Origin of the sequence: Streptomyces sp. 6N223 (assembly GCF_052246635.1) — a bacterium.
In the GTDB taxonomy this organism is placed as follows: domain Bacteria; phylum Actinomycetota; class Actinomycetes; order Streptomycetales; family Streptomycetaceae; genus Streptomyces.
In genome coordinates this window covers 319,503-341,541 of the sequence record NZ_JBQQCA010000001.1, presented here as the reverse complement: position 1 = coordinate 341,541, position 22,039 = coordinate 319,503, and the positions used below count along the sequence as shown (strand labels likewise).

General features: G+C 74.4%; 23 protein-coding genes. 9 read left to right on the top strand and 14 right to left on the bottom strand.

The features are described 5' to 3' along the window. The first annotated feature begins 456 nt into the window (after positions 1-456). The 3 genes from ACTWQH_RS01450 to ACTWQH_RS01440 all read left to right on the top strand — a co-directional run bounded on the left by ACTWQH_RS01450 (position 457) and on the right by ACTWQH_RS01440 (position 3,115). Positions 457-786 (top strand): hypothetical protein, encoded by a 330-nt coding sequence (locus tag ACTWQH_RS01450; protein WP_443284399.1) that lies wholly within the window; start codon positions 457-459, stop codon positions 784-786. Between the two features lie 345 nt (positions 787-1,131). After that, positions 1,132-1,737 carry a GOLPH3/VPS74 family protein gene (locus ACTWQH_RS01445; protein WP_443284398.1) on the top strand — a complete coding sequence of 202 codons (606 nt, stop codon included), beginning with the start codon at positions 1,132-1,134 and terminating at the stop codon, positions 1,735-1,737. A 409-nt stretch (positions 1,738-2,146) separates the two neighbouring features. Beyond that, complete coding sequence (locus ACTWQH_RS01440) at positions 2,147-3,115, top strand: DUF5996 family protein (protein ID WP_443284457.1); 969 nt, start codon at positions 2,147-2,149, stop codon at positions 3,113-3,115. A gap of 35 nt (positions 3,116-3,150) precedes the next feature. Here ACTWQH_RS01440 and ACTWQH_RS01435 read toward each other — a convergent pair whose 3' ends face one another. From ACTWQH_RS01435 to ACTWQH_RS01385, 11 genes are all read right to left on the bottom strand, one after another. After that, positions 3,151-3,510 (bottom strand): UBP-type zinc finger domain-containing protein, encoded by a 360-nt coding sequence (locus ACTWQH_RS01435; protein ID WP_443284397.1) that lies wholly within the window; start codon positions 3,508-3,510, stop codon positions 3,151-3,153. Positions 3,511-3,997: 487 nt separating this feature from the next. Continuing rightward, entirely contained in the window at positions 3,998-6,772 is a 2,775-nt protein-coding gene (locus tag ACTWQH_RS01430) for a fumarate reductase/succinate dehydrogenase flavoprotein subunit (RefSeq protein WP_443284396.1), read from the bottom strand. Positions 6,773-6,798: 26 nt separating this feature from the next. Next, positions 6,799-7,626, bottom strand: coding sequence for an ABC transporter ATP-binding protein (locus ACTWQH_RS01425; RefSeq protein WP_443284395.1), 828 nt, complete (start codon positions 7,624-7,626; stop codon positions 6,799-6,801). Next, complete coding sequence (locus ACTWQH_RS01420; RefSeq protein WP_443284456.1) at positions 7,626-8,411, bottom strand: ABC transporter permease; 786 nt, start codon at positions 8,409-8,411, stop codon at positions 7,626-7,628. Before ACTWQH_RS01420 ends, ACTWQH_RS01425 begins: the two co-directional genes overlap by 1 nt. A gap of 191 nt (positions 8,412-8,602) precedes the next feature. Then, on the bottom strand, positions 8,603-10,072 hold the full coding sequence (locus tag ACTWQH_RS01415) for an ABC transporter substrate-binding protein (RefSeq protein WP_443284394.1): 1,470 nt from the start codon (positions 10,070-10,072) through the stop codon (positions 8,603-8,605). Between the two features lie 14 nt (positions 10,073-10,086). Continuing rightward, on the bottom strand, positions 10,087-10,314 hold the full coding sequence (locus ACTWQH_RS01410; RefSeq protein WP_443284393.1) for a 4Fe-4S dicluster domain-containing protein: 228 nt from the start codon (positions 10,312-10,314) through the stop codon (positions 10,087-10,089). 35 nt (positions 10,315-10,349) lie between these two features. After that, positions 10,350-11,114: a GntR family transcriptional regulator gene (locus tag ACTWQH_RS01405; RefSeq protein ID WP_443284392.1), complete on the bottom strand. Its 765-nt coding sequence runs from the start codon at positions 11,112-11,114 to the stop codon at positions 10,350-10,352. Positions 11,115-11,285: 171 nt separating this feature from the next. Beyond that, a complete protein-coding gene (locus tag ACTWQH_RS01400; RefSeq protein ID WP_443284391.1) occupies positions 11,286-11,381 on the bottom strand; it encodes a putative leader peptide in 96 nt (31 codons plus the stop codon). A 175-nt stretch (positions 11,382-11,556) separates the two neighbouring features. Further along, positions 11,557-11,949: a rhodanese-like domain-containing protein gene (locus tag ACTWQH_RS01395; protein ID WP_443284390.1), complete on the bottom strand. Its 393-nt coding sequence runs from the start codon at positions 11,947-11,949 to the stop codon at positions 11,557-11,559. Further along, positions 11,946-12,434: a cysteine dioxygenase gene (locus ACTWQH_RS01390; protein ID WP_443284389.1), complete on the bottom strand. Its 489-nt coding sequence runs from the start codon at positions 12,432-12,434 to the stop codon at positions 11,946-11,948. The genes ACTWQH_RS01395 and ACTWQH_RS01390 overlap by 4 nt, the downstream gene beginning before the upstream one ends. 115 nt (positions 12,435-12,549) lie before the next feature. Further along, on the bottom strand, positions 12,550-12,636 hold the full coding sequence (locus ACTWQH_RS01385) for a putative leader peptide (protein WP_443284455.1): 87 nt from the start codon (positions 12,634-12,636) through the stop codon (positions 12,550-12,552). A gap of 205 nt (positions 12,637-12,841) precedes the next feature. Between ACTWQH_RS01385 and ACTWQH_RS01380 the strand changes: the two genes are divergently transcribed. Beyond that, entirely contained in the window at positions 12,842-15,592 is a 2,751-nt protein-coding gene (locus tag ACTWQH_RS01380; RefSeq protein WP_443284388.1) for an FAD/NAD(P)-binding protein, read from the top strand. Between the two features lie 125 nt (positions 15,593-15,717). Further along, positions 15,718-15,969 carry a hypothetical protein gene (locus tag ACTWQH_RS01375; RefSeq protein ID WP_443284387.1) on the top strand — a complete coding sequence of 84 codons (252 nt, stop codon included), beginning with the start codon at positions 15,718-15,720 and terminating at the stop codon, positions 15,967-15,969. Between the two features lie 28 nt (positions 15,970-15,997). On the opposite strand, the gene ACTWQH_RS01370 is transcribed toward ACTWQH_RS01375, so the two are convergent. After that, positions 15,998-17,191, bottom strand: coding sequence for a hypothetical protein (locus tag ACTWQH_RS01370; RefSeq protein WP_443284386.1), 1,194 nt, complete (start codon positions 17,189-17,191; stop codon positions 15,998-16,000). A 144-nt stretch (positions 17,192-17,335) separates the two neighbouring features. On the opposite strand from ACTWQH_RS01370, the gene ACTWQH_RS01365 reads away from it, so the two are divergent. The 4 genes from ACTWQH_RS01365 to ACTWQH_RS01350 all read left to right on the top strand — a co-directional run bounded on the left by ACTWQH_RS01365 (position 17,336) and on the right by ACTWQH_RS01350 (position 20,656). After that, a complete protein-coding gene (locus ACTWQH_RS01365) occupies positions 17,336-18,019 on the top strand; it encodes a response regulator transcription factor (protein WP_443284385.1) in 684 nt (227 codons plus the stop codon). A 61-nt stretch (positions 18,020-18,080) separates the two neighbouring features. Next, positions 18,081-19,541: a sensor histidine kinase gene (locus tag ACTWQH_RS01360; protein ID WP_443284384.1), complete on the top strand. Its 1,461-nt coding sequence runs from the start codon at positions 18,081-18,083 to the stop codon at positions 19,539-19,541. Positions 19,542-19,709: 168 nt separating this feature from the next. Beyond that, entirely contained in the window at positions 19,710-20,291 is a 582-nt protein-coding gene (locus tag ACTWQH_RS01355; protein WP_443284383.1) for a hypothetical protein, read from the top strand. A 20-nt stretch (positions 20,292-20,311) separates the two neighbouring features. Then, complete coding sequence (locus ACTWQH_RS01350; RefSeq protein ID WP_443284382.1) at positions 20,312-20,656, top strand: hypothetical protein; 345 nt, start codon at positions 20,312-20,314, stop codon at positions 20,654-20,656. Between the two features lie 189 nt (positions 20,657-20,845). Here the strand turns inward: ACTWQH_RS01350 and ACTWQH_RS01345 are convergent, their stop codons facing one another. Both ACTWQH_RS01345 and ACTWQH_RS01340 read right to left on the bottom strand, forming a co-directional pair. Continuing rightward, a complete protein-coding gene (locus ACTWQH_RS01345) occupies positions 20,846-21,586 on the bottom strand; it encodes an SOS response-associated peptidase (RefSeq protein WP_443284381.1) in 741 nt (246 codons plus the stop codon). 65 nt (positions 21,587-21,651) lie between these two features. Continuing rightward, positions 21,652-22,005: a hypothetical protein gene (locus ACTWQH_RS01340; RefSeq protein ID WP_443284380.1), complete on the bottom strand. Its 354-nt coding sequence runs from the start codon at positions 22,003-22,005 to the stop codon at positions 21,652-21,654. Positions 22,006-22,039 lie beyond the last annotated feature (34 nt).

Below are 22,039 nucleotides of genomic sequence, written 5' to 3'. Positions count from 1 at the left end.
TCCGGCCAGCCGTCTCTCGAGCTGGCCGCGATCACACAACGACTTGCTTCGCGGCGTGCGCCCTTGTCGGCTGGATGCACCACACATCCGTGTACCGTTCCCAACCGACGTCCAGAGTCCCGTCACATGCGGCAGCGACTCTTCAGGGCGCCGGACAACACAACTGGGGGTCAGGGGATCGTGGGTTCAAATCCCGCCGTCCGACAGAAAAGCAGCAGGGCAGAGCCTCCTATCCATAGTGGTAGGAGGCTCTCAGTGCGTCTGGAGGCTTTCGGGAGCGGAATGGGGAGTGGATCTCGGTTGCTCATGCTTCCGCTGCGGCCGGCTCGCTCCCGAAGCAGTGCGTCAAGCGTCGGGACCGCCGAGCGGGGGCACATCGCCAGCCGCGCGTCCAGCGCGTCTGCACCTGCTGCTCGACGCCTATGGCTACGACGGCGACCGGTCGCGTTCGCGCTCGTGGCGGCCGCACGGGCGCGGGCCAACGCCGACGTCATCGACCGCATGGCCTCCGACGGCGACCCGGTGTACACCGCGCTGCTCCCGGTTGCCGCCGACCTGCGCCAAGCCGCCCTCGAGGTCGAGGCGTTGCCCGCCTCCTTCTGGGCCCCCGCGAGCGGCTCATCACCCTCGCCCCGGGGCAGGGGCGCCTGGCTGACGAAGGAGACCTACGCCGTGCACCGGGTGTTCTGCCCCCCTCAACGGCGGCGATGGCACCACCGGCCCCAATTTCGTGAACTCCACCGACGAGTTCGGCGCCAGCTTCCACGTCTACCTCAATCCGGATGAATCAGCCGCGCAGGCCGACGACGGCGAAAGCCCCCCTCCCCCCGCAACGCCTTCGACTTCATCGATGAAAAATCCCGCGAGCCCGATGTCTTCGAAACCCACCCCGACCTGTCCCGGAGCGTACCCGCCCCTCGGATGCACCGGTTCGGCCGTTCCTGCTCGGCCGTTCCTGCTCGGCGAACGCGCGTACCAGGCCGTGAACGGGGTACCGCATACAGGCGGGTCCGTGAGGGCTACGTCGCCCGTGGTTGCCATTGCGCACACCGCGCCACTGAGCGACTGTCCCACTACTCAGAGACGCATCGCCGCTGATGCCCCGCTGATGCCCCTGACGTGGAGCCATTCATGACCACACCGCGGGACCTGATGATCATCGCCATGGAGGTCGCGCCCCGTCCTCCTGTGGAGCCAGGCGATCTGTCGCTTGCGCTCGCGGGAGCCGAGTTGATCGACCTCCTGGCCGCCGAAGCCATCCGGCTGGACGGCGATCACATTGTGCCGGCCCACCGGTCGGCGATAGCGGATCGCCTGTTGGATGAGGCCGCGTCGTCGCTTGTCCGAGAAGCGCCGTACGAGTCGGTCCGCGACTGGCTGTGGCGCAGAGGCCGCGGGCTGTCGTCGGCCTATCTGGCCGCCATGGAGGCGGATGGGCAGCTCACGCGGCAACGCCGCCGTGGGACGCTCTTCCGGACCAGCCAGATGGTGCTGGCCGATTCGCCCGATCGCCGCCTGGCGACGGTCCGCTGGACATCGGGTGAGCCCATCCTCGCCACCCTTGCGGCGGCCGTCGGGATCGGCGACAAGCGGACTGCGGACTCCGCGAGCGTGGCCGACGACGCGGTGGCGACAGTGCTGGCCGCCGCCAATGACGCGTTGATGGAACTGGAGGCCGTACGGCAACGGCGAGCCATCGAGAAAGCGGCGTTCGACAACATTTGGCGAGGCGAATGACTCTGCCGCTCCAGCCCTCTGGCCTTGAGCATTGAGCAGGCTCAGGCGGTGGGCCGGACGAGGCCGACGCCCGGGACCCGGCCGGCGGGCGGTGCTGTCGGTGAGTGTTGAGGCAACCAGGCGGCGCAGCGCACCTGCCGGGGGCGGCCAGGACGTGGCACCACCAGTGCGGTCGGGAGCGGCACCCGCCCTCGCTCTGGCTCTGCCGGCGAGGCGAGCGGGAGATTGAAGTCCGCGTGCGGGCGTTTGCAGGGTCCGGCGGTCTGTGCGTCACTGAAGATGGCCCGAGGGCCCAGGAGCGGGCAGGCTGAGTGGACTGATCGGCTCCGTCGGAATCATGCCGCGCTCCCCGTCGGCACTGGACCCGCGATCGGTTGAGGGCGGAAGCGCCAGGGCAGGAGTGAACATGATCGAGATGTTCCCGCCGATACCGCTCCGTGAGTGGCAGGACACCAAGGAAACGCTGCACCGCTTCGCGCAGGTGGTCGGCAAGATCCGTCTCGCGGCGAGTGTCCGGCGTAATCACTGGTGGAACGTCCCGTTCCATGTCACCGGGCGCGGCATCACCACACGCCCGATGGGGCAGGCGGACGGCAATCCGGTCTTCACGATCGACTTCGACTTCGTCGACCATCAACTGCTGGTCTCGTCGTTGGACGGCAGGGAGATGTCCATCCCTCTTCTCGGTCAATCCGTGGCGTCGTTCCACGACAGTGTCATGACCGCTCTGGACGCGCTGGACGTCCGGGTGGTTATCGATAGTCCGAGGCCGTTCGACCTGCCCGACACCGCTCGACTGTTCACAGAGGACACCGAACACGCGGTCTACGATCCGGCACAGGCAAACCGTTACTGGCGGGTTCTCAGTCAAGTGGCCCTTGTGCTGGAAGAGTTCGCGGCGCGCTTTTCGGGTAAGGCAAGCCCGGTCCACCACTTCTGGCACACCTTCGATATCGCTCACACCCGTTTCTCCGATCGCCACGTCGACCAGCCACGGGAGAACGACCCGGTCACGCGGGAGGCGTACTCCCGGGAAGTGATCAGCTTCGGCTTCTGGTTCGGGGACGACAGTTTCCCCGAGCCGGCCTTCTACTCCTACACAGCTCCCGAGCCCGCAGAACTGGCTGCGCAGCCGCTCACTCCCGCGTCAGCGCGGTGGATCGCCCGTGGCGACAGCCACTTGGCCGTGCTGCGCTACGAGGAGGTCCGCGCCACCGCCGATCGTCGCGCAGCCGTCCTCGCCTTCTACGAAAGCGCCTACCGGGCCGGAGCCGGACGCGCCGGCTGGAACGTCGCCCGGCTGGCGTGCCCCGGCGGCATAACCGACCCCCACCTGCGAGAGCCGGACACCGAGGCGGAGAAGCATGCACGCGCGTAGGTACGCGTGAGCAACGGCAGTGAAGGGCGAAGAGCTCAGTGCAGGTGCCGCTCCCAGTCCCCCGGGACCTTCCCCAGGGGGCCCGGGGTCGGCTGGGAGGCCGGGTGCGAGGTCGGCGGAGGCAGTTGCGGTCCGTCGTCGTACTGCTCGGTCTCGACGTTCCAGAACCAGCTTTCCCCCGGCTCGAAGCTGGTCAGGTAGGGGTGGCCCGCCTCGTGGGCATGCCTGGTGGCGTGCTGCGAGGGCGACGAATCGCAGCACCCGATGTGTCCGCACGCGGCGCAGCGCCGCAGGTGCAGCCACCACCCCGGTCCGTCGCCAGCCAGGCACTCCACGCATCCGTCTCCACTCGGGGTCGTGGTCGGGTCGACGCCCGGGGTCAGGTCATTCGGCATGAGCCGCACCTCCCTGAGGGCTAGAGGCAGGTTGTCGCGGGCTGGCACGCCGAGTCGGCGACCGCCCTTCTTCGAGCGTAGACGGCCTGCCGCAGGCGCGCCCAGGTCATGCCCGACCCACCGGCGGGCGCCCCTCGATCGTTAGCTGACCGCAGCCACTGGCCTGCGGCGCCGGCTGTTCCCATGACTCCCGGTGGTGCGCTGGTGTCATCTCCCTCTCCTCGCGGGTCCGGGGGACGCAGGCCACTATCGCGCGGGGCGACATCATCATGACCCCCCGTTCCGGCCAGGGCTCGTCCTTCTCCTCCCCGGTGCGCCATCGAGCGAGTCGCAGGCGCAGGCGGCGCCTGAGGAGTCGTCGAGCCACATGACGTCACCGCGGGCCCCGGAGACCCCCGGGCCTGCGTGGTCCGTGAACAAAGAAGGACCACCGCGACTGCCAGGAGCGTTCCACCCGCAGGATCGTCGGCGCCACCACCAGGCGGACCTAACCGCGCTCCTCACCGCGTGGACGGCCGCGGGCCGCCGCGGTCAGGGCGCGGCGGGCGTAGGCGCGGACGTCGGCGTCGGTGTCGTCGAGGGATCCGGTGAGTGCTTCGGCGACGGCCGGGTCGGCGGCCAGGGGCGCCATGGCCTGCACCGCGGTCCGGCGCACGTTGGCGTGCGCGTCGGTCAACGCCGCGCGCAGGCGCGGCAGGTGCTGGGGGCCGGCTGCCGCGAGGGCGCGGACCGTGCCCTCGCGGACCTGCCAGGCCGGGTCGGCGGCGGCCGTGGCGGCGAGGGCAGTCAGCTCGGCGGCCTCGGGGAAGGCCGCCGCCGCGGTGAACGCCGCCGCGCGGACCAGCGGGTCCCGGTCGCGGGCCAGCCGCGTCAGCGCGGGGAGCCCGCCGGGGTCGGCCAGGGTGCCGAGCCCTCGGGCCACGGCCACCCGCACCTCGCGGGCCTGGTCCGTGGCGGCCCGGGCGACACCGAGCGTGTCGTCCAGGCCGACGAGTCCGCTGACGGCGGCCAGCCGCACGGCCGTCGCCTGGTCCGCCAGCGCCGCGCGGAACGGCTCGGGGCCGGCGGTCCGCACGGAGTGGAGCAGGCTCAGCGCGGCGGCACGGACGCCCGCGTCGGGTGCGGTGAGCGCGCCGCGCAGCCCGGCGCGCATCCCGTCGCCGTCCGGGGTGCCCGCGGCGGGCAGGATCTCGGCGAGTTCGCGCAGCGCGTCCGCCGCGGCGCCGCGCACTCCCGCGTCGTCGTCGGCCAACGCCCCGGTCAGCGCCGTGGCGTAGCCGTCGGGCGTCGTCTCGGTGAGCGTCGTCAGGGCGGTACGCCGCACCCGCGGGTCGGCGTCCGCGAGGTAGGGGCGCAGCTGGGCGAGTGAGGGCGTGCGGTCGTGGAGCGCCAGCAGGGCGAGGATGCGTGGGGAGCCGCTGTCGTGAGACGGGGAGGTCGGGCAGGGCGGGGTGGCGGGGCGCGCGGCGGCGCTCCCCGTCCGGACGCGGCTTGCGGTGCCGGCCGGGTCGGGCATCTCCAGCGGCACCGGGCCGGGGTGCGCCAGCCGCGCGGGCGGCGCGAACTCCGGCACCGGCACGACGTACGGCGCCACGCCTCGGCGCAGGAACTCCATGGACCCGTCGGGCCCCTTGCGCAGGTTGAGGTGGAACAGCCAGCGGTCGTCGTCGCGTTCGGGCAGGTCCACGCGCTGGTGGTACAGCCCCCAGCGGCTCTCGGCGCGCGCCAGCGAGGCGCGGGCCGCCATCTCGGCGCAGTCGCGGATGAAGGAGACCTCGACGCACCGCATCAGCTCGTGCGGGGTACGGGCACCCATGGCGGCGATCTCCTCACGCATCCGCTCGAACGTCTCGATCGCGATGGCGAGCCGGGTATCGCTCTTCGGCGGCGCCACGTAGTCGTTGACGAAGCGGCGCAGCTTGTACTCGACCTGCTGCTGCGGCGGCCCGTCGGGGTGGCGCAGCGGCCGGTAGACCAGCTCGTGGGCCTCGGCGAGCTGGTCGGCCGGCGGCTCCTCGCGATACGGGTCGCGGCCCGGGCCGGTCGCGGCGTGCTCGCCGGCCAGGTCGCCGAAGACGAACGCACCGATCATGTAGTTGTGCGGCACGCAGGCCAGGTCGCCGGCGGCGTAGAGACCGGGGACGGTGGTGGCGGCGTTCTCGTCGACCCACACCCCGGAGCCGGAGTGGCCGCCGCACAGGCCGATCTCCGAGATGTGCATCTCGACGTCGTGGGTGCGGTAGTCGTGGCCGCGCCCGGCGTGGAACGTGCCGCGCGTGGGCCGTTCGGTGGTGTGGAGGATGGACTCCAGGGCGGAGATGGTCTCCTCGGGGAGGTGGCTGACCTTGAGGTAGATGGGTCCCCTGGCGGAGTCGATCTCGCGCTTGACCTCGGCCATCATCTGGCCCGACCAGTAGTCGGAGTCGACGAAGCGGTGGCCGAGGGCGTTGACCTGGTAGCCGCCGAAGGGGTTGGCGACGTAGGCGCAGGCGGGGCCGTTGTAGTCCTTGATGAGGGGGTTGATCTGGAAGCACTCGATGCCGGACAGCTCGGCGCCCGCGTGGTAGGCCATGGCGTGGCCGTCGCCGGCGTTCGTGGGGTTCTCGTAGGTGCCGTAGAGGTAGCCGGAGGCGGGCAGGCCGAGTCGGCCGGCCGCGCCGGTGGCCAGGATCACGGCGCCGGCGCGCACCACGGCCAAGCGGCCGGTGCGGGTGTGCAGGGCTGCCGCGCCGACGGCCCGGCCGGCGTGGGTGAGCACCCGGACGGGCATCAGCCGGTTCTCGATCCGGATGCGCTCGCGGTTCTCGCGGCGGCGCAGCACCCGGTAGAGCACCTTCTTGATGTCCCGGCCCTCCGGCATCGGCAGCACGTAGCTCCCCGAGCGGTGCACCTTGCGGACGGCGTACGCGCCGTGCTCGTCCTTCTCGAACTTCACGCCGTAGCGCTCCAGCCGGCGCACCATGGCGTGGCCGCGGGTGGCGGTCCGCAGCACGGTGCGCTGGTTGACGATGCCGTCATTGGCGCGGGTGATCTCGGCGACGTAGTCCTCGGGAGTGGCCAGGCCCGGCAGGACGGCGTTGTTGACGCCGTCCATGCCCATCGCCAGGGCGCCGGAGTGGCGTACGTGCGCCTTCTCCAGGAGCAGTACGCGCGCGCCGTGGGCGGCGGCGGTCAGCGCGGCCATGGTGCCGGCGGTGCCGCCGCCGATCACCAGCACGTCGCAGTCGAGCACTTCGTGGTCGGCGAGGCGGGGGATCTCCATCGGTGCCTCCATCGGGGCCCGCCCCTTCACGGCGCGGGCTCGGCGGGCTCGGCGGGCTCGGTTGCCGGGTCGGACGCGGGTTCGGCGTCCAGCAGCGCGAGCAGCCGCCCGCGCGCCCGCCGCGTCCCGGCGGTCCCGGCGGCGGCGCGGTCGCGGGGCGACGGCACGGCGACGACGCCGCGCGGCGTGCCGCCCGACGGGCCGAGGACCAGCACCCGGTCGGCCAGGTGCAGCGCCTCGTCGATGTCGTGGGTGACGAACACCAGCGTGGTGCGGTGGTGGCGCCACATCCGCACCAGCAGGTCCTGCATGGCGGCGCGGGTGACGGTGTCCAGCGCGCCGAACGGCTCGTCCATCAGCAGCACGCCGGGCGCGGCCACCAGCGCGCGGGCGAGCTGGACGCGTTGGCGCATGCCGCCGGACAGCTCCCGCGGCAGGTGCCGCTCGTAGCCGGCGAGTCCGACGCGTTCGATCCACGGGCCGCTCGCCCGCGCGCGGTCGCGGCGGCGTAGGCCCCGCATGACGAGGGGCAGTTCGACGTTGCGGCGCACGCTGCGCCAGGGCAGCAGCCCGTCGTCCTGGAAGACCAGGGCGCGGTCGGCGCCGGGGCCGGTGACCGGGGTGCCGTTCACCAGGACCCGGCCCGAGGTGGCGGGCAGCAGGCCGGCGAGCACCCGCAGCAGCGTGGTCTTGCCGCAGCCGGAGGGGCCGACGATGACGAGCACCTCGCCGGGCGCGACGCTGAGGTCGAGACCGGTGAGCACCTCGGTGCCGGGGTAGCGGAGGCTGACGCCGTCCAGGGACAGTGCGGCGGCCGCGCCCTGGCTCGTGTCGGCGGCGGGGATCGTGGTCATCACGGCCTCCTCGAACGGGTGGCGTGCCCGGTCCTGGGCAGCCAGCGGGTGACGCGCCGCCCCGCGAGCTCGACCAGCGCCGAGGTGGCCCAGCCGAGCGCGCCGATGGTGACCATGCCGACCAGCACGCCGGGGTAGTCGACGACCGTGTACGCCTGCCAGGTGCGGTAACCGACGCCGTACTGGCCGGAGATCATCTCGGCGGAGATGACGCAGATCCACGAGACGCCCATGCCGACGGACAGCCCGCCGAAGACGCCGGGCAGGCTGCCCGGCAGCACCACGTGCCACAGCACCCGCCACCGGCCGCCGCCCAGCGTGCGGACCGCCTCCTCCCAGATGACGGGCAGCGAGCGCACCGCGTGCCGGGTGCTGACCAGGACGGGGAAGAACGCCGCGACGAAGGTGATGAAGACGATGCCCTGCTCGTCGGTCGGGAAGAGGAGGATCGCGATCGGCACCAGGGCGATGGCGGGGATGGGCCGGGCCACCTCCAGCGCCGGCTGGAGCACCGCCCCCGCCAGGCGGGAGCGGGCGAGCAGGATACCGATCGCGATGCCGGCGAAAGCTGCCAGGCCGAAGCCGGCGAGGATGCGCTGCAGGCTGAAGTGCAGGTCCGTCCGGTAGGACTCGGTGCCGGCCTGCTCGTGGAAGGCCGAGGCGACCTCGGTGGCGCTCGGCAGCCGGTCGAACCGCAGCCACCACGTCACGTCGTTGACCGTGAGGAACTGCCACAGCGCGAGCGCGGCGGACAGCGACAGCACGCCGAGGGCGAGGCGCACCAGGCGGGCCCGGCCGGGGAGGGCCGGGAGGGCCCGGAGAGCCAGGGGCCCTGGGCCGCCCCGGCGGCCGGGCGGGCGGGCCCCGTCCGGGGCGGGCCCGGCCGCGCCGTGCGGCGGCGTCGCGGGCGCCTCGCCCGGCCCTCCGGTGGCGGGGCGGGTCAGCGGCCGTGTCGTCATCTGGCTGGCTCCTTCCGTCAGGCCTCGGCGAGCGCGTCCTGGTAGCCGATGACTTCCGAGCCCGGGTGCCCGGCGGCGTACGCGTCGGCGGCGGAGGGCGCGGCAAAGGGCAGCAGCCGCTCCTCGGGCGAGGTGGCGGGGTCACGCACCCAGGTCATGTGGTCGGCGAACCAGCGGGTGCCGGTCGTGGCGTCCGGGGCGTATGCGGCGCGCGGCGTCCCGCCCGCCGCCGTGGCGTCGCGGATCTGGCGCAGCAGGCAGGTCGGGGTGGCGGCGGGGCGGGTGGTGTCCTCCCCGGCCAGCCACAGCTCGCCGGCGGTCGCCGGGTCGTCCGCCTCGACGCCGCAGGCGGCGTCGGTGCCGGTGATGGCCGCCGGGTTGGCGGTGGCCGCGGCGTCGGCCTCGTACGCGGGGCCGTACGCCTCGCGCAGATACGAGTCGTCCACGAAGGCGTCCAGGTCGAGGGCGTCGAGCTCGGCGATGTCCTTCAGGAGCGGGACGTCCCGCTCCAGGGCGTCCACCAGCTCCGGCTTGAGGGTGGCGTCGAAGGTGGCTATGCCGCCCGGGCCGTTGTAGAGGTAGACGACCTCGGGCGGCAGTCCCGTCTCCTCCGCGACGATCGTCGCCGCCTCCATCGGCCGCTCGTGCAGGAACGCCGTCGCGTCCAGCTGCGCCCTGAGGAACGCGTCCATCACCTCGGGCCGCTCCTCGGCGAACGGCTCCCGGACGACCACCCCGTGGAGGGTGGGCACGCCGAGCGCGGCACCGTCGTACAGCAGCCTCGCCCGGTCCTGGTGCACCAGCAACCCCGGCCAGGCCACGAACTGCGACTGGGCGGCGACCGCGCCCGACTCCAAGGCGGAGGCGCCGACCTGGGGCTGCTGGTTCTCGATGGACACGGTGTCGGCGGGCAGACCGGCCTGTCGCAGGGCGCGAACGAGCTGGCCGTGGCCAGCGGAGCCCACGGAGGTGGAGACGGTCTCGCCGGCCAGGTCGGACAGCGTCCGGGCGTCGGAGCCGGGCGGCACGACGACGCCGTTGAGGCCGCCGCGCAGGTTGTAGCCGGTGACCGACACCATGATGGTGCGGTCCTCGCCCAGCGGCTGGGTGCGGGAGCCGTTGATCAGCATGGGGTAGTCGCCCATGGAGCCGATGTCGACCTTCCCGGCGACCATCTGGGCGGTGATGGGGGCACCGGTGTCGTAGTCCTGCCACACCACCTCGTAGTCCGTGCCGTCCCGCCGGCCGAGTTCGTCGAGCCGCTGCTCGAACCAGCCCTTCGCGCGCAGGAGCGTCCCGGCGGTGACGGTGTTGATGGTCTTGGACTGGTACCCGACCACGATCTCCACGGCGCTGTCCGAGGCTCCTCCCGGCGCCTCGGCGCAGGCAGCGAGAGGGGCGAGGAGCAGCGTCGCGGCGAGCCCGGCGAGGGCGGCGCGGCGGCGGGTTGTGCGAGGGCGGGTTCCGCGGGGGCGGCGGCGGTGCATGGGTGTCCTCCCCTTCAGCGCAGCAGGTAGGGCATGTTGACCGTGACGGCGTCGGTGGGGCAGCGCAGCGCGCACGGGCCGCAGTACCAGCACTCGTCGACGTGCATGTACGCCTTGCCGGTCTCGGGGTTGATGGCGAGGGAGTCGAGCGGGCACACGTCCACACACAGCGTGCAGCCGTCGATGCAGCGGGACTCGTCGATGGTGACGGGGACGTCGACGCGGTTCTCGGCCTGGGCCATGGCGGGCCTTTCGGGTGCGGTGGCGTGACAGCAGGTCAGCCGCGGTTGATGCGGGCGGTCATGGTGAGCCGGTCGCCGCGGAACCGGATGAACTCCAGGTCCACGGGCCGCCCGCCGTCCAGGTGGCTGAGCCGCTCCACGGCAAGCAGGGCCGCGCCCGGCGGGGCCTGGAGCACGGCGGCGGTGTGGCGGTCGGCGCTGACCGCCTCGACGGTCAGCTCCGCGACGCCGAGCCGGCGGCCGGTGGAGCGCTCGATGAGCGCGAAGAGGTCGTTGTTCACCAGGTCCTCGCCGAGCAGCGGTGCGCCGATGTCGGGGGCGAGGTAGGTCAGGTCGAGGGACAGCGGCAGCCCGCCGACGCGGCGCAGCCGCTCGATGTACACGACGCCGGAGCCCGGGCGGAGCCGCAGCCCCCGCGCCACGGCGGCGGGGGCGGGGACGCTGCCGGCCGCGCGCACCTCGTTGGTGACGGGCCCGTGCTCGTGCAGCGTCTCGGCGAGTCCGGTCAGCCGGTTCAGGCCGTGCGCGTACTTCTCCGCGGTGACCAGGGTGCCGGTGCCGGGGACGCGCTCGACCAGGCCCTCGGCGCGCAGGGCGTCCAGGGCCTGGCGGACGGCGTTGCGCGAGGCCGCGTACTCGTCGGCCAGGGCCTGCTCGTCGGGGAGCACGCCGTCGCGGAAGGCGCCCTGGACGACCTGGCGGCGCAGGATCTCGGCGATGGTGTGGGCGCGGTCCGCGCGTCGCCGGGTGGCGGGCGGGGCGGCTGCCTCGGCGAGGGGAAGCGTCGACGTCGGGGTCATGGGGTGCCTCTCGGAGGTGGTGGTGAGCCGGGGCAGGCCCGGGTGGCGGCGCCACCCGCGCGGAGCGGGCCGGTGGCGATGCGGTCCGGTCCGCGCGGGGCATCCGGAGCGCGGAGGGCGTCCGCGCGGCAGGCGGCTGCGGCTGACGGGCAGTCAGACGTACGCGGGCGGTCAGCCGCTACAGAGGGCGCTCGCCTGGCGGCGCAGATCCACGTGTGCCCGGCCCACCAGGCGCGGCAGCGCCGGGACGGTGGTCAGGACGGGCATCTGCGTCTCCTTGCGAGAGGGCCGGTGACAGGCAACCTCCCCGCTGGGTGTGTATGGGAGATTGCGCTGGTTTGTCGTTCTCATTACGCCACCGTCGGTGGCGGTGGCCCGCCCGATGACCTGCGGTCTCGCCGGCCGGGGCGCGCCACCCGCCACCCGCCGCCGGCCGGGCGGCCTACGGCGCCGGCGTCACGGGCAGTCCGGCGCGGCGCCAGGCCTGGAAGCCGCCGATCAGGTCCGTGGCGCGGGGCAGGCCGATGGCGCGCAGCGAGGCCGCGGCCAGGGAGGAGGCGTACCCCTCGTCGCAGAAGACGATCCAGTGGACGCCACGGTCCCGCGCCTGGGGCACCGAGGCGCCGCTGGCGGGGTCGCAACGCCACTCCAGGTGGTTGCGCTCGATGATCAGCGCACCCGGCACGGCGCCGTCGGCCGCGCGCTGGAACTCCGGCCGAGTGTCCACCAGCACCGCGCCCGCCCGCACCGCGGCGAACGCCTGGCGGGGGTCGAGCCGGTCCAGCGTGCGCCGGACGGCGGCCAGATGGGCGTCGATGGAGGGCGCGGCCGTCACGCGTCCACCGCCTCGGTGCGCAACAGCCGCGGCCGGCCGTCGGCGCCGCGCCGGTAGTACGCCTGGCCGGTCAGCGCCGGCGCGTAGGCGTGGATGCTGACCGCCGGGCGGGCGCCCCGGTTGACCACCTGGTGGATGTGCCGGGGGCCGAACGCCCGCACGCCGCCGGTGGCCAGCGTGCGGGTGTGCGGCTCGGCGCCGGGGAAGGTCAGTTCGGCGAGGGCTCCGTCGACGACGCCGAAGGCGCCCGAGGAGCCGCCGTGGTCGTGGATCTCGGTGGCCTGGCCGGGCAGCCACGTCAGCAGCCAGACCTCGAACTCCCCGGTCCTCTCCAGCCGTCGGTACCAGCGGTCGGGGACGGTGAAGCGCACCAGCGGACGCCACAGCGCGGGGCGGGCGGCGTACGCGCGGACGGTGGCGGCGAGCCGGGTGGGCGTGTGAACGGCGGGGGCAGGCGCGGGCGCGGTGGCCGCGGTGGCGGACATGGGAGGGTCCTCTTTTCAAGCGGTGTCAGGGGTGGGCATGCCGCGCCCACGGCAGACACCGGGCGCGACCGTCGGAGGGAGAAGACGTGGCGTGGGCGGCGTTACGCCGCGACGCCTACGGACGGTCGCTGCGACACAGCGCGCTGGACACGCGGAGGAGATCCACGTGCCACCGGGAGTACAGGCGCTTGCTGGTCGGCATGGCGAGCAGAGTGACAGCGGCGAGGCGGCGACGTCAAGTCGGTTAGCCGGAGGCCGATTGCGCCGGACGCTAACATCCCTACTATCTCTATAGAAACAGTAGGCAACTTGCTTGTCCCCGTCGCCGGCGCCGGGAGCCGGATCGCCCTCGCCGGCGGGGGAAGGCTCCTGGTATTCCCGTGGCCGCCGTCGCGCTGGAGGCTCCCGTGACCACTCTCTCCCCCCGTCCCCTCGTCGCCATCGTCGGCGCGGGCGCCGCCGGCGCGCTGACCGCGATGCAGCTGTGCGAGACCGCGGTACGCCGCAGCACGCCCCTGAGCCTGGTGCTGATCGACCCGGCCCCCGAGGCGGGCCGGGGCGGCGCGTACGCGACCACCGACCCCCGCCACCGGCTCAACGTGCCCGCGGGCGCCATGAGCTGCTATCCGGACGACCCCACGCACTTCGTGCGCTGGCTGCGGGACCACGGCGAAGCGGAGGCCTCCGCCTGCGACTTCGTCTCCCGCCACCGCTACGGCGCCTACCTCGCCGACTCCCTCGGCCAGGCCATCATCCGCGCCCACGGCACCGTCGCCGTGCGCCGGCTGCGCACCGTCGCCACACGCTGTACGCCGACCGGCGGCGGGCCCGCGACGCTGCGCCTCGCCGACGGTCGCACCCTGCGGGCCGACAGCGTCGTGCTGGCCACGGGCCCCGCGCCGGGGACCCGGGCCTGGGCCCCGGAGGCGCTGCGCGCCTCGGACCGCTTCATCCCCGACCCCTGGGCGCCCGGCGCGCTGGACGCGCCCCGCGCCGGCAGGGGGCGCGGGGACGACGGCGACAACGGCGACGATGGGGACAAGGGGGACGACGGGGACAAGGGAGACGTGCTGCTGATCGGCACCGGGCTCACCGCCGTGGACGTGGCGCTCAGCCTGGAGCGCCCGGGCCGCCGGGTGCACCTCGTCTCGCGCGACGGCGCCCTGCCCCGCCCCCACGCCCTCGTCCGGCTCCCGCCGCTCCTGGCGCCCCCCGAACTGGTCGGCCTGCCGCTCGCCGCCCTGCGCGCGGCCGTCCGCCGGCACGTCGCCGCCTCCGTGCGCCGCCACGGCGACTGGCGGCCCGCCGTCGACGGCCTCCGCCCGCTGACGCAGGCGTTGTGGTCCGCCCTCACGGACGCCGAACGGTCCGAGTTCCTGGACCGCGACGCCTCCCGCTGGAACATCCACCGCCACCGCATGCCCCCGGCCACCGCCGAGGCCGTCGAGCGGGCGCTCACCGCCCAGCGGCTGCGCGTGCACGCCGGGCAGGTGCGCGACGCCGCCGCCCGGGACGGCGGCGCCCTCGCCGTCACGCTGGCCTCCGGCCGCACTCTGCACGCCGACTGGGTGGTCGACTGCACCGGGCCCGGGCTGCGCGTCGCCGACTCCCCGGACCCGCTGTGGCAGGGGCTGCTCGCCGACGGCGCCGCCGTCCCCGGGCCGCTCGGCATCGGGGTCGCCACCGACGGCGGCCGGCTGCGGGCCGCCGACGGGCGCGCCGCGCACCCGCTGTTCACGCTCGGCTGGCCCCGCCGCGGCGAGCTGTGGGAGACCACGGCCGTCCCCGAGATCCGCGCCCAGGCCGCCGAGATCGCCGAGGCCGTCCTGGAGCCGCCGCGCCGCCGGACCCGCGGCCGCCGCCGGCCCACCGACATCCACGGGCTGCCGCTGTCCACGCACGCCGCCGCGGCGGCCTCGTACCGCACGGGCCTCGAACGCGTGCTGAAGGTGCGCGCCGGCGCCGAGGGCTCCCTGTCCCGCGCCGTCGAACTCGACCCGGGCTTCGCCCTCGGCCACGCCGCGCTCGCACTGCTCGGCCACGAGTGCGGCGCGGCCGTCGACGTGCCGCGCGCCCTGGCCGATGCCCGGCGTGCCGCGCGCGACCGCGCCGACGAGCGCGAGCGGAGCTTCGTCGACGTCGTCTCCCGCCGCATCGCCGGCAGCGGTTCCGGCAACGGCGGCGACGCCGCGCTCACCCGGCACCTGGCGGCCTACCCGGGCGACGCCCTGGCGCTCGCCGTCGCGGTCCCCACCATCGCGTTCTCCGGAGTCACCGACCTGGACGGCGCGATGGCCCGCCGCCTGGTCGAGCGCTGCGCCCCCGCCTACGAGGGCCACTGGTTCCACACCTCGCTGCTGGCCTTCGTACGCCAGGACGACGGCCGCTACGACGAGGCGTCCGAGCTGGCTCGCCGCGCGCTGGCGGTCGAGCCCGCCTCGGGCCACGCCACGCACGCCCTCACCCACGTCCACTACGAGACCGGGGCGCACCGGCACGGACGCGACTGGCTGGACGGATGGATCGCCGGCTGGGGCCGCGGCGCCACCCACCGGGCGCACTTCGCCTGGCACGTCGCGCTCCACGAGCTGGCCCTGGACGACCCGGAGGCGGTGCGCAGGCGCTGGTTCGCCCAGCTCGCCCCGCACCGGGTGGGCGGCGTACGCGCGCTGGTGGACTCCGGATCGCTGCTGTGGCGGGCCCGGCTGGCGGGCGGCTGGACCGGGGAGCAGCCGGCGGCGGACGTGCTCGCCGCGGTCGGGCGGCAGGTCGTGGAACGCCCGGAGACGCCGTTCACCGCCCTGCACAGCGCGGTGACCCTCACCGCGGCCGGGGATCTGCACGCCCTGCGCCGGCTGCGTACGCACGCCGCGGGCGCGGGCGCGGTCCAGCGCGAGGTCATCGCCCCGCTGTGCGACGCCCTGATGGCGGTGCTGGAGGAACGCTGGCCCGAGGCGGTCGCCCACCTGGAGGCGGTGCGGCCGGTGCTGCGCCGGGTCGGCGGCAGCGCCGCGCAGCGGGAGGTGGTGGAGGAGACGCTGCTGTACGCGCTCGTCTCCGGCGGGCGCTCCGACGCCGCCCGGCGCCTGCTGGAGATCCGGCTGGACAGGCGGGCGTCCCCGGCCGACCACCGCCGCCTGACGGCCCTTCACCCGTAGCCCCACCGCCAGGCGGCGCCCGCCGTGTCGGCGAGCGCCGCCGGACGCCGGGCGGGACCGCCCCTCGGGCCGCGTTCCAGCAGACGGTGTCGTTCTGGCGGTGGTTGTCGTAGAAGGGGATGAGCGTGACGGCCGCGTCGTTGTCCGTCGCCGGCGCGGCGGGCGACAACAGCGTCCAGGTCAACGGGCTGGCCGACTTCGGCTCCTCGGTGACCGCCACCCTGGAGTACACGCCCGGCTCCGGCCGCACCACCGTCGTCGACGCGCCGACGCAGGTGTCGACGGAGACCCTCGCGGTCACCGACGGCAGCGTCACCGTCCAGGTCACCGGCCGGGACGACCTCGGCGCCTGCCGTCTCCTCCCGACCCCGGCCTGACTCCGCCTGGTCCCGCTCGTCGCCCCGCTCACGGCGGGCCGTCGCCGAGCAGCGCCACCGCCGCGTATGCCGCCGAGGCGAGGGAAGCCGTCACGAGGGCCGTCGCGCGGCGGCGCGACGGCCAGGTGGCCAGCGCGGTTGCGAGCGGCAGCAGCAGAGGGAAGGCGGGCATCATCAGCCGGGGGCGGGAGCCGAAGTACGCGGAGCCCGCGAGGGAGAGCACGACGACGGCGCAGCTGTACGCGACGAGTGGGGCGGGCTGGCCCTGGCGTACGGAGCGCCACAGCAGCCACGGCGCCAGGGCCAGCGCCGCGCACACCCCCAGGCCGCCGAGAGGATCCGGCCAGGGGCCGCTCAGCAGACGCCACGCGAAGCCGAGCAGGGCCGCGCCGCCGTCGACGCGGTTGTCCCAGTCCGCCTGGACGTCGAAGTAGCCGAGGGGGGTGCCCCGGCGTACGCCCACGTACGTGACGTAGGACAGCCAGCCGAGCGGGGCCAGCAGCAGGCCGCAGAGCACTCGGCCCCCAGGCGCCCCGGAGCGGAGCGCGCCGAGCGCCGCCACCGCGAGGGCCGCGACGAGGGCCGCGCCGGTGGGGCGGCAGAGGCCGGCGGTGGCCGACAGCAGGCCCGCCGTGAGCCAGCGGCCGGTCAGGGCGGCGTACAGCGACCAGGCGGCGAGGGCGGTGAACAGAGACTCCGTGTAGGCCATCCACTGCACGTAGCCCACGGGCAGCGCGCCCCAGAGGGCGGCCAGGAGGACGCCGGCGCGGCGGTCGAAGACGTGGCTGCCCACGGCGTAGATGCCCCAGGCTGCGGCTAAGGAGGCGGTGCAGCCGACGAGGATGCCGGCGTCGGCGAGGGAAAGCGGTAAGGCCGCGGACAGGGCCCGTTCGAGGAGGGGAAGGAGAGGGAAGAACGCCAGGTCGGGGTGGGTCCCGCCGTCGGGGAGGCGGGCTTCGTAGCCGTATCCGCCGGCCGCGATGCGCTGGTACCAGACCGAGTCCCAGCGGCCGTGGAGGCGATGCGTCGGGTCGTCCTCACCGGCCAGCGCCGCGCCCACGTACAGCGCGAGCAGGCCGGTGAGCCGTATCGCCGCGTACGCCGCCAGCGCGGGGCCCGCTGCCCGCACCGCGCCGGGCAGCCGGAACCCGGGCCCGGGCCGGGGCCAGGGCCGGAAGCGCGGGCGGCCGGCGGGTGGGGACGTGCGTGGCGCGGCGCTCATGCGTCACCTCGGCGGTGCGGGGGAAGACCGGTCGCCGGATGCTCTCCCGGGGGCGCTGAGAGGACGCTGAAGCACCCTGAAGTCGGTTTCAGGCCTGAAGGTTCTCTTCAGGAACGCACATGCGGCGGCGGGATACTGGACGGCGTGCGCCTGCTTGTGGTCGATGACGAGGAAGGGCTGGCCGCGTCCCTCAAGCGAGGTCTTGAGGCGGCCGGTTACGCGGTGGACGTGGCCCATGACGGCCACACCGGGCTGCACCTGGCGCGGGAGCACCCGTACCAGGCCATCGTGCTCGACATCATGCTGCCGGGGCTGAACGGCTACCGCGTCTGCGCCCGGCTGCGCGCCGACGGCGTCGACACGCCCATCCTCATGCTGACCGCCAAGAACGGCGAGTACGACGAGGCGGAGGGGCTGGACACGGGTGCGGACGACTATCTCGCCAAGCCCTTCTCGTACGTGGTGCTGGAGGCCCGGCTGCGGGCGCTGCTGCGGCGCGGCGGCTCGCGCACCCGGGCGGTGCTGCGGTTCGGCGACCTGTGGATCGACCCGGCCGGCCGTGCCTGCGGGCGGGGGGAGGAGCGCATCGCGCTGACGGCGAAGGAGTTCGCCGTGCTGGAGTGCCTGGCCCGCCGCGCGGACGAGACCGTGTCGAAGGCGGAGATCGCCGAGCAGGTCTGGTCGGCCGACTTCGACGGCGACATGAACATCGTCGAGGTCTACGTCAGCGCGCTGCGCCGGAAGATCGACGCCCCGTTCGGCCGGCAGACGATCAGCACCGTGCGGGGCTGTGGCTACCGGATGTCCGGCCATGCCGCGCCCCGATGACACACGGGCGCCGCGGATGCCGCGGATGCCGCGGATGCCGCGGATGCCGCGGATGCCGCGGATGCCGCGAGCGCTGTGCGCGCCTCGCGCCCGGGCGGCGGTGGCCGCGGGCGTCGCGGCCGGCGCGATGCTGTTCGCCGGCCCACCGCTGCCGCGCTACGGCGGGCTGACAGGCGCCGCGGTGGTGGTGCTGGCCACCTGGATCGCGGGCGAGGGCCTGGCTCCGCGGCTGCGGCTGCGGGCGGCGCTCGCGGCCGGCGCGGTCGCGGAGATCCAGTTCCTCGGCTACCGCAGCATGCAGGAGAGCCTTGACGGGACGTCGGCCCTTCTGATGAGCAGCGATCTCAGGCTCTTTCAGAGCCTGCACGTCGCCGAGCCGGTCGTGATGACGTCCGTGGCCCTCGCGGCCTGGGCGTTGGCCGGACGGGTCGGCCGGGGGCTGCCGCTGCGGGTCCGCATGGCCCTGGTGGTAGGCGTGGGCACGCTGGGCGCGGTGAGCGCGTGGCTGGCGTTCACGACCTCGGCGACGACGTCGGAACAGTGGTTTGTCGCATGGACGCCGGCCGGGCTCGAGTGGGTGTTCCTCTACTTGGCGCAGGCGGCCGCCATGGCGGTCGCCTGCGTGGCATGGCTGACGGCGGGCCGTGCCCTGCGGCCCGTGGAAGGGATCCGCCGGGAGCTGGAGGACATCACCCTGCGTTCCCTCGACCGCCGGGTGCCGGTCCCGCGCGGCGGCGACGAGCTGACCCGGCTGGCGCTGACGACGAACGCGATTCTGGACCGGCTGGAGCGGGCGACCGAGACGCAGCAGCAGTTCATCGCCGACGCCTCACACGAGCTGAGAAGCCCGGTGGCGGCGGTGCGGGCGTCGCTGGAGTCCCTGCTGGCACATCCGGAGGACGTCGACTGGCCCACCGCCGTGCGCAGTGCGCTGCGCGATCTGAAGCGGCTGCAGAGCCTCAGCGAGGACCTGCTGCTGCTGGCCCGGCTGGACGGCAACGCGCCGCTGCTCCGCGAGCCGGTGAACGTCACCGACCTGGTGCACGACCTGGTCGAGGAGCACCGCCACCAGCGGCACGGGCGGCTACTGGAGATTCGCTGCCGGGCGAACGGGGTGCCCGTGTGGGTCCGGGGCAGCGACATCCAGCTCGAACGGATGCTGCGCAACCTCCTCAACAACGCCTGCCGCTACGCCCGTACGACGGTCCAGGTCGACGTCGCGGTGGACGGCGGCACCGGCGTGGGCGGCGTGGACGGCGGCGCCCGGCCGGGCACTGTACGGATCGACGTCCGGGACGACGGGCCGGGGATTCCGGCGGGCGACCGGGAGCGGGTGTTCGAGCGGTTCAGCAGGCTGGAGGACGCGCGGACGCGGAAGTCCGGTGGGGCGGGGCTCGGTTTGGCGATCGCCCGGGAGATCGCCGACCGCCACGGTGGCACGCTGCGCTTCGCGGACGCGGCGGGCGGAGCGCACGCGGTGGGCCGGCTCCCCGCCCTCGCGCCGCCGGCGCCCACGACGTGACCCGGCGGCGCCTGCCCGGATCAGCGGTTCAGCGCGGTCTTTGGCGTTCTGGCTTCACCTCACATGTCAGTGGGCACTCGGCAGTGCGCCGGCACGGCCACGTGCCGGTCGCGGGGGGACAGCAGTCAAGCAGAGCGACTTGCCAGCCCACAGAAGGAGTGGTCAGCCATGGACACGGCCGTCATCATCGCCGTGGCCGCCATCGTCGCAGCCGCCGTACTCTTCTTCGCGCTCGGCCGGGGTGCCGTCAGCGGCAGGGAGAGGCTGAAGCGGCGCTTCGGCCCCGAATACCACCGTGCCGTGGCCCGCGAACAGGGCGACGTCAAGGCGGCCGGGCGGGAACTCCGCGCCCGCGTGGCGCGGTACGGATCGATCCGGGAGCGGCCGCTGCCTCCGGGGATCCGCGAGCGGTACACGGTTCAGTGGATCGAGATCCAGCAACGGTTCGTCGACGCGCCGCAGGAAGCGCTCACCGAGACCGAGACCCTGCTGGCGCGGCTGGCGAAGGACCGTGGCTACCCGGACGGACAGCCGGTCGAGGAGCAGATCGCCGCGATCTCCGTCCACCACGGGGACCAGGTGCACGGCTACCGCAGCGTCCACGCGGCGGTGCATGACCAGGTCGGCACCGAGGAGATGCGCCGGGCGATGACCGAGGCCCGCGGCCTGTTCGACGCGCTCACGGCGGAGGAACCGACCGCCTCCGCGCGCCGCCGCGAGCACGCCCCGTGGGCGTTCGCCCGCCGTTGACGCGAAGGAAAGGGAACGTCATGACGTACGAGCACGACATCACGGGCCACGCCGAGGGGACCGCGGCGTCCGTCGGCGCCTACGGCCCCGGCCGCGACGGGCTGCTCCCGCCGGGCGAAAGGGAACAGCTCGTCAGGCGGCTGGACCAGGCCACCCAGAACTTCGTCGCCAGCCCGCGCGAGGCGGTGGAGATGGCCGACGGCGCCCTGGCCGAGGCCACCGCCCAGATCACCGAGGCCATCGCCGAACAGGGGCAGGTCCTCCGCACGCGGTGGCAGGGTGAGGCCACGGTCATGGAGACGGAGAAGCTGCGTCTCCTCCTGCGCCAGTACCGCGAGCTCACCGAGAAGCTGCTGCACATCTAGTCCCGGCTGAACGGGCCCTCCCCCGTGACCCTCAGGCGGGCCCGGCGGCTGGTCGGCGCGCAGTCGCGGCCGTGGTGCCGGCCAGCCCGGCCGTCGGCCCGGTCGCCCGGTCGGGGCCGGTGCGCCGTCCCGCTGCGCGGGCCGCGCCGGACGGCCGCTGGGGCCGGGGGCGCGGCGGGAGCCGCGCCGCTATCCGGTGGGGACCTCCTTCACCAGGTCCGGGCCGTTGGTGCGGACGTTGTTGACGGCGGTGGACACGGGCCGGGCGTCCAGGTGGCCGTCAGCCGGGGTGGTCAGCAGCGCCCGCAGCTCCCCGGGGTCCTCGTGGTGGGGATCGAGCCAGGTGTCGTAGCGGTCCGGGGTGAGGGTCAGCGGCATGCGTGGGTGGATGCGGCCTGCCGCGTCGGTGGCGTCGGTGGTGATGATGGTGCACGTCGTCCACCAGGCCCCCGGGTCGTCGTCGCCGGCCACGGCGGGGTTGCGCCAGAACTCGTACAGCCCGGCCATGGCCATGACCTGCCCGTCGTGGGCGGTGATGAAGTACGGCTGCCTGCGGGGCTTGGCGGTCTCGGTCGCCGGGAGGTGCTTCCACTCGTAGAAGCCGTCGGCCGGCAGCAGGCAGCGGCGCTTGGCGAAGGCGCGGCGGAAGGCGGGCTTCTCGTGCACCGTCTCCACCCGGGCGTTGATCAGTTTCGCGCCGGCCTTCTCGCTCTCGGCCCAGAACGGCACCAGTCCCCAGCGCAGCTGCCGCAGCTGCCGCTCCGCCCCTTCCCCGCCCTTGTGCCGGGGCCGCTCCAGGACCGCCCACACGGTGTCGGTGGGGGCGACGTTCCAGCTCGGCGGCAGCGTCTCCGCGGGGGTCCCGCCGGTGACCTGGAAGGCCTTGGCCAGGTCCTCGGGGCCGCGCGTCGAGACGTAACGCCCGCACATGATTCCACTGTGCCACGCGGCGGCCCGGCACGCGGGGGCGGCGGGGGCGCCGCCGGGCCGGGTGGCTACGGCGTCTCCTCCCCGGCGTCCGTGTCCGCGTCCGTCTCCTCGCCGGGTTCCCTGGTGTGCATCGCGGCCTCCTCCGCGCCGACCGAGGCGCTGTCGCCGCCGGTCGGGGGCTGGACGTCCGGCGTGTCCTCGGCCAGGCGTTCGTCCAGCGTCTCGCCCTCCCGCTGCTCGCGGGCCGTCGTGCCGTGCGCGTCCGCGGCCCGGGGCCTGTCGGGCGGCGAGTAACCGGTGTCCGGCGTCTCGTCGTCCGGGCTCGTGCCTGGCGCCCGATCGTTCGTCCTCCCACCTTCCGGGTTTCTCGCCTGGGCCGACGGGAACCCGCGCGCCACAACCCGGGAACGCGGTGCCACGCGAGTGATCGCCGGTTCTGGCCGGCCGACGGGA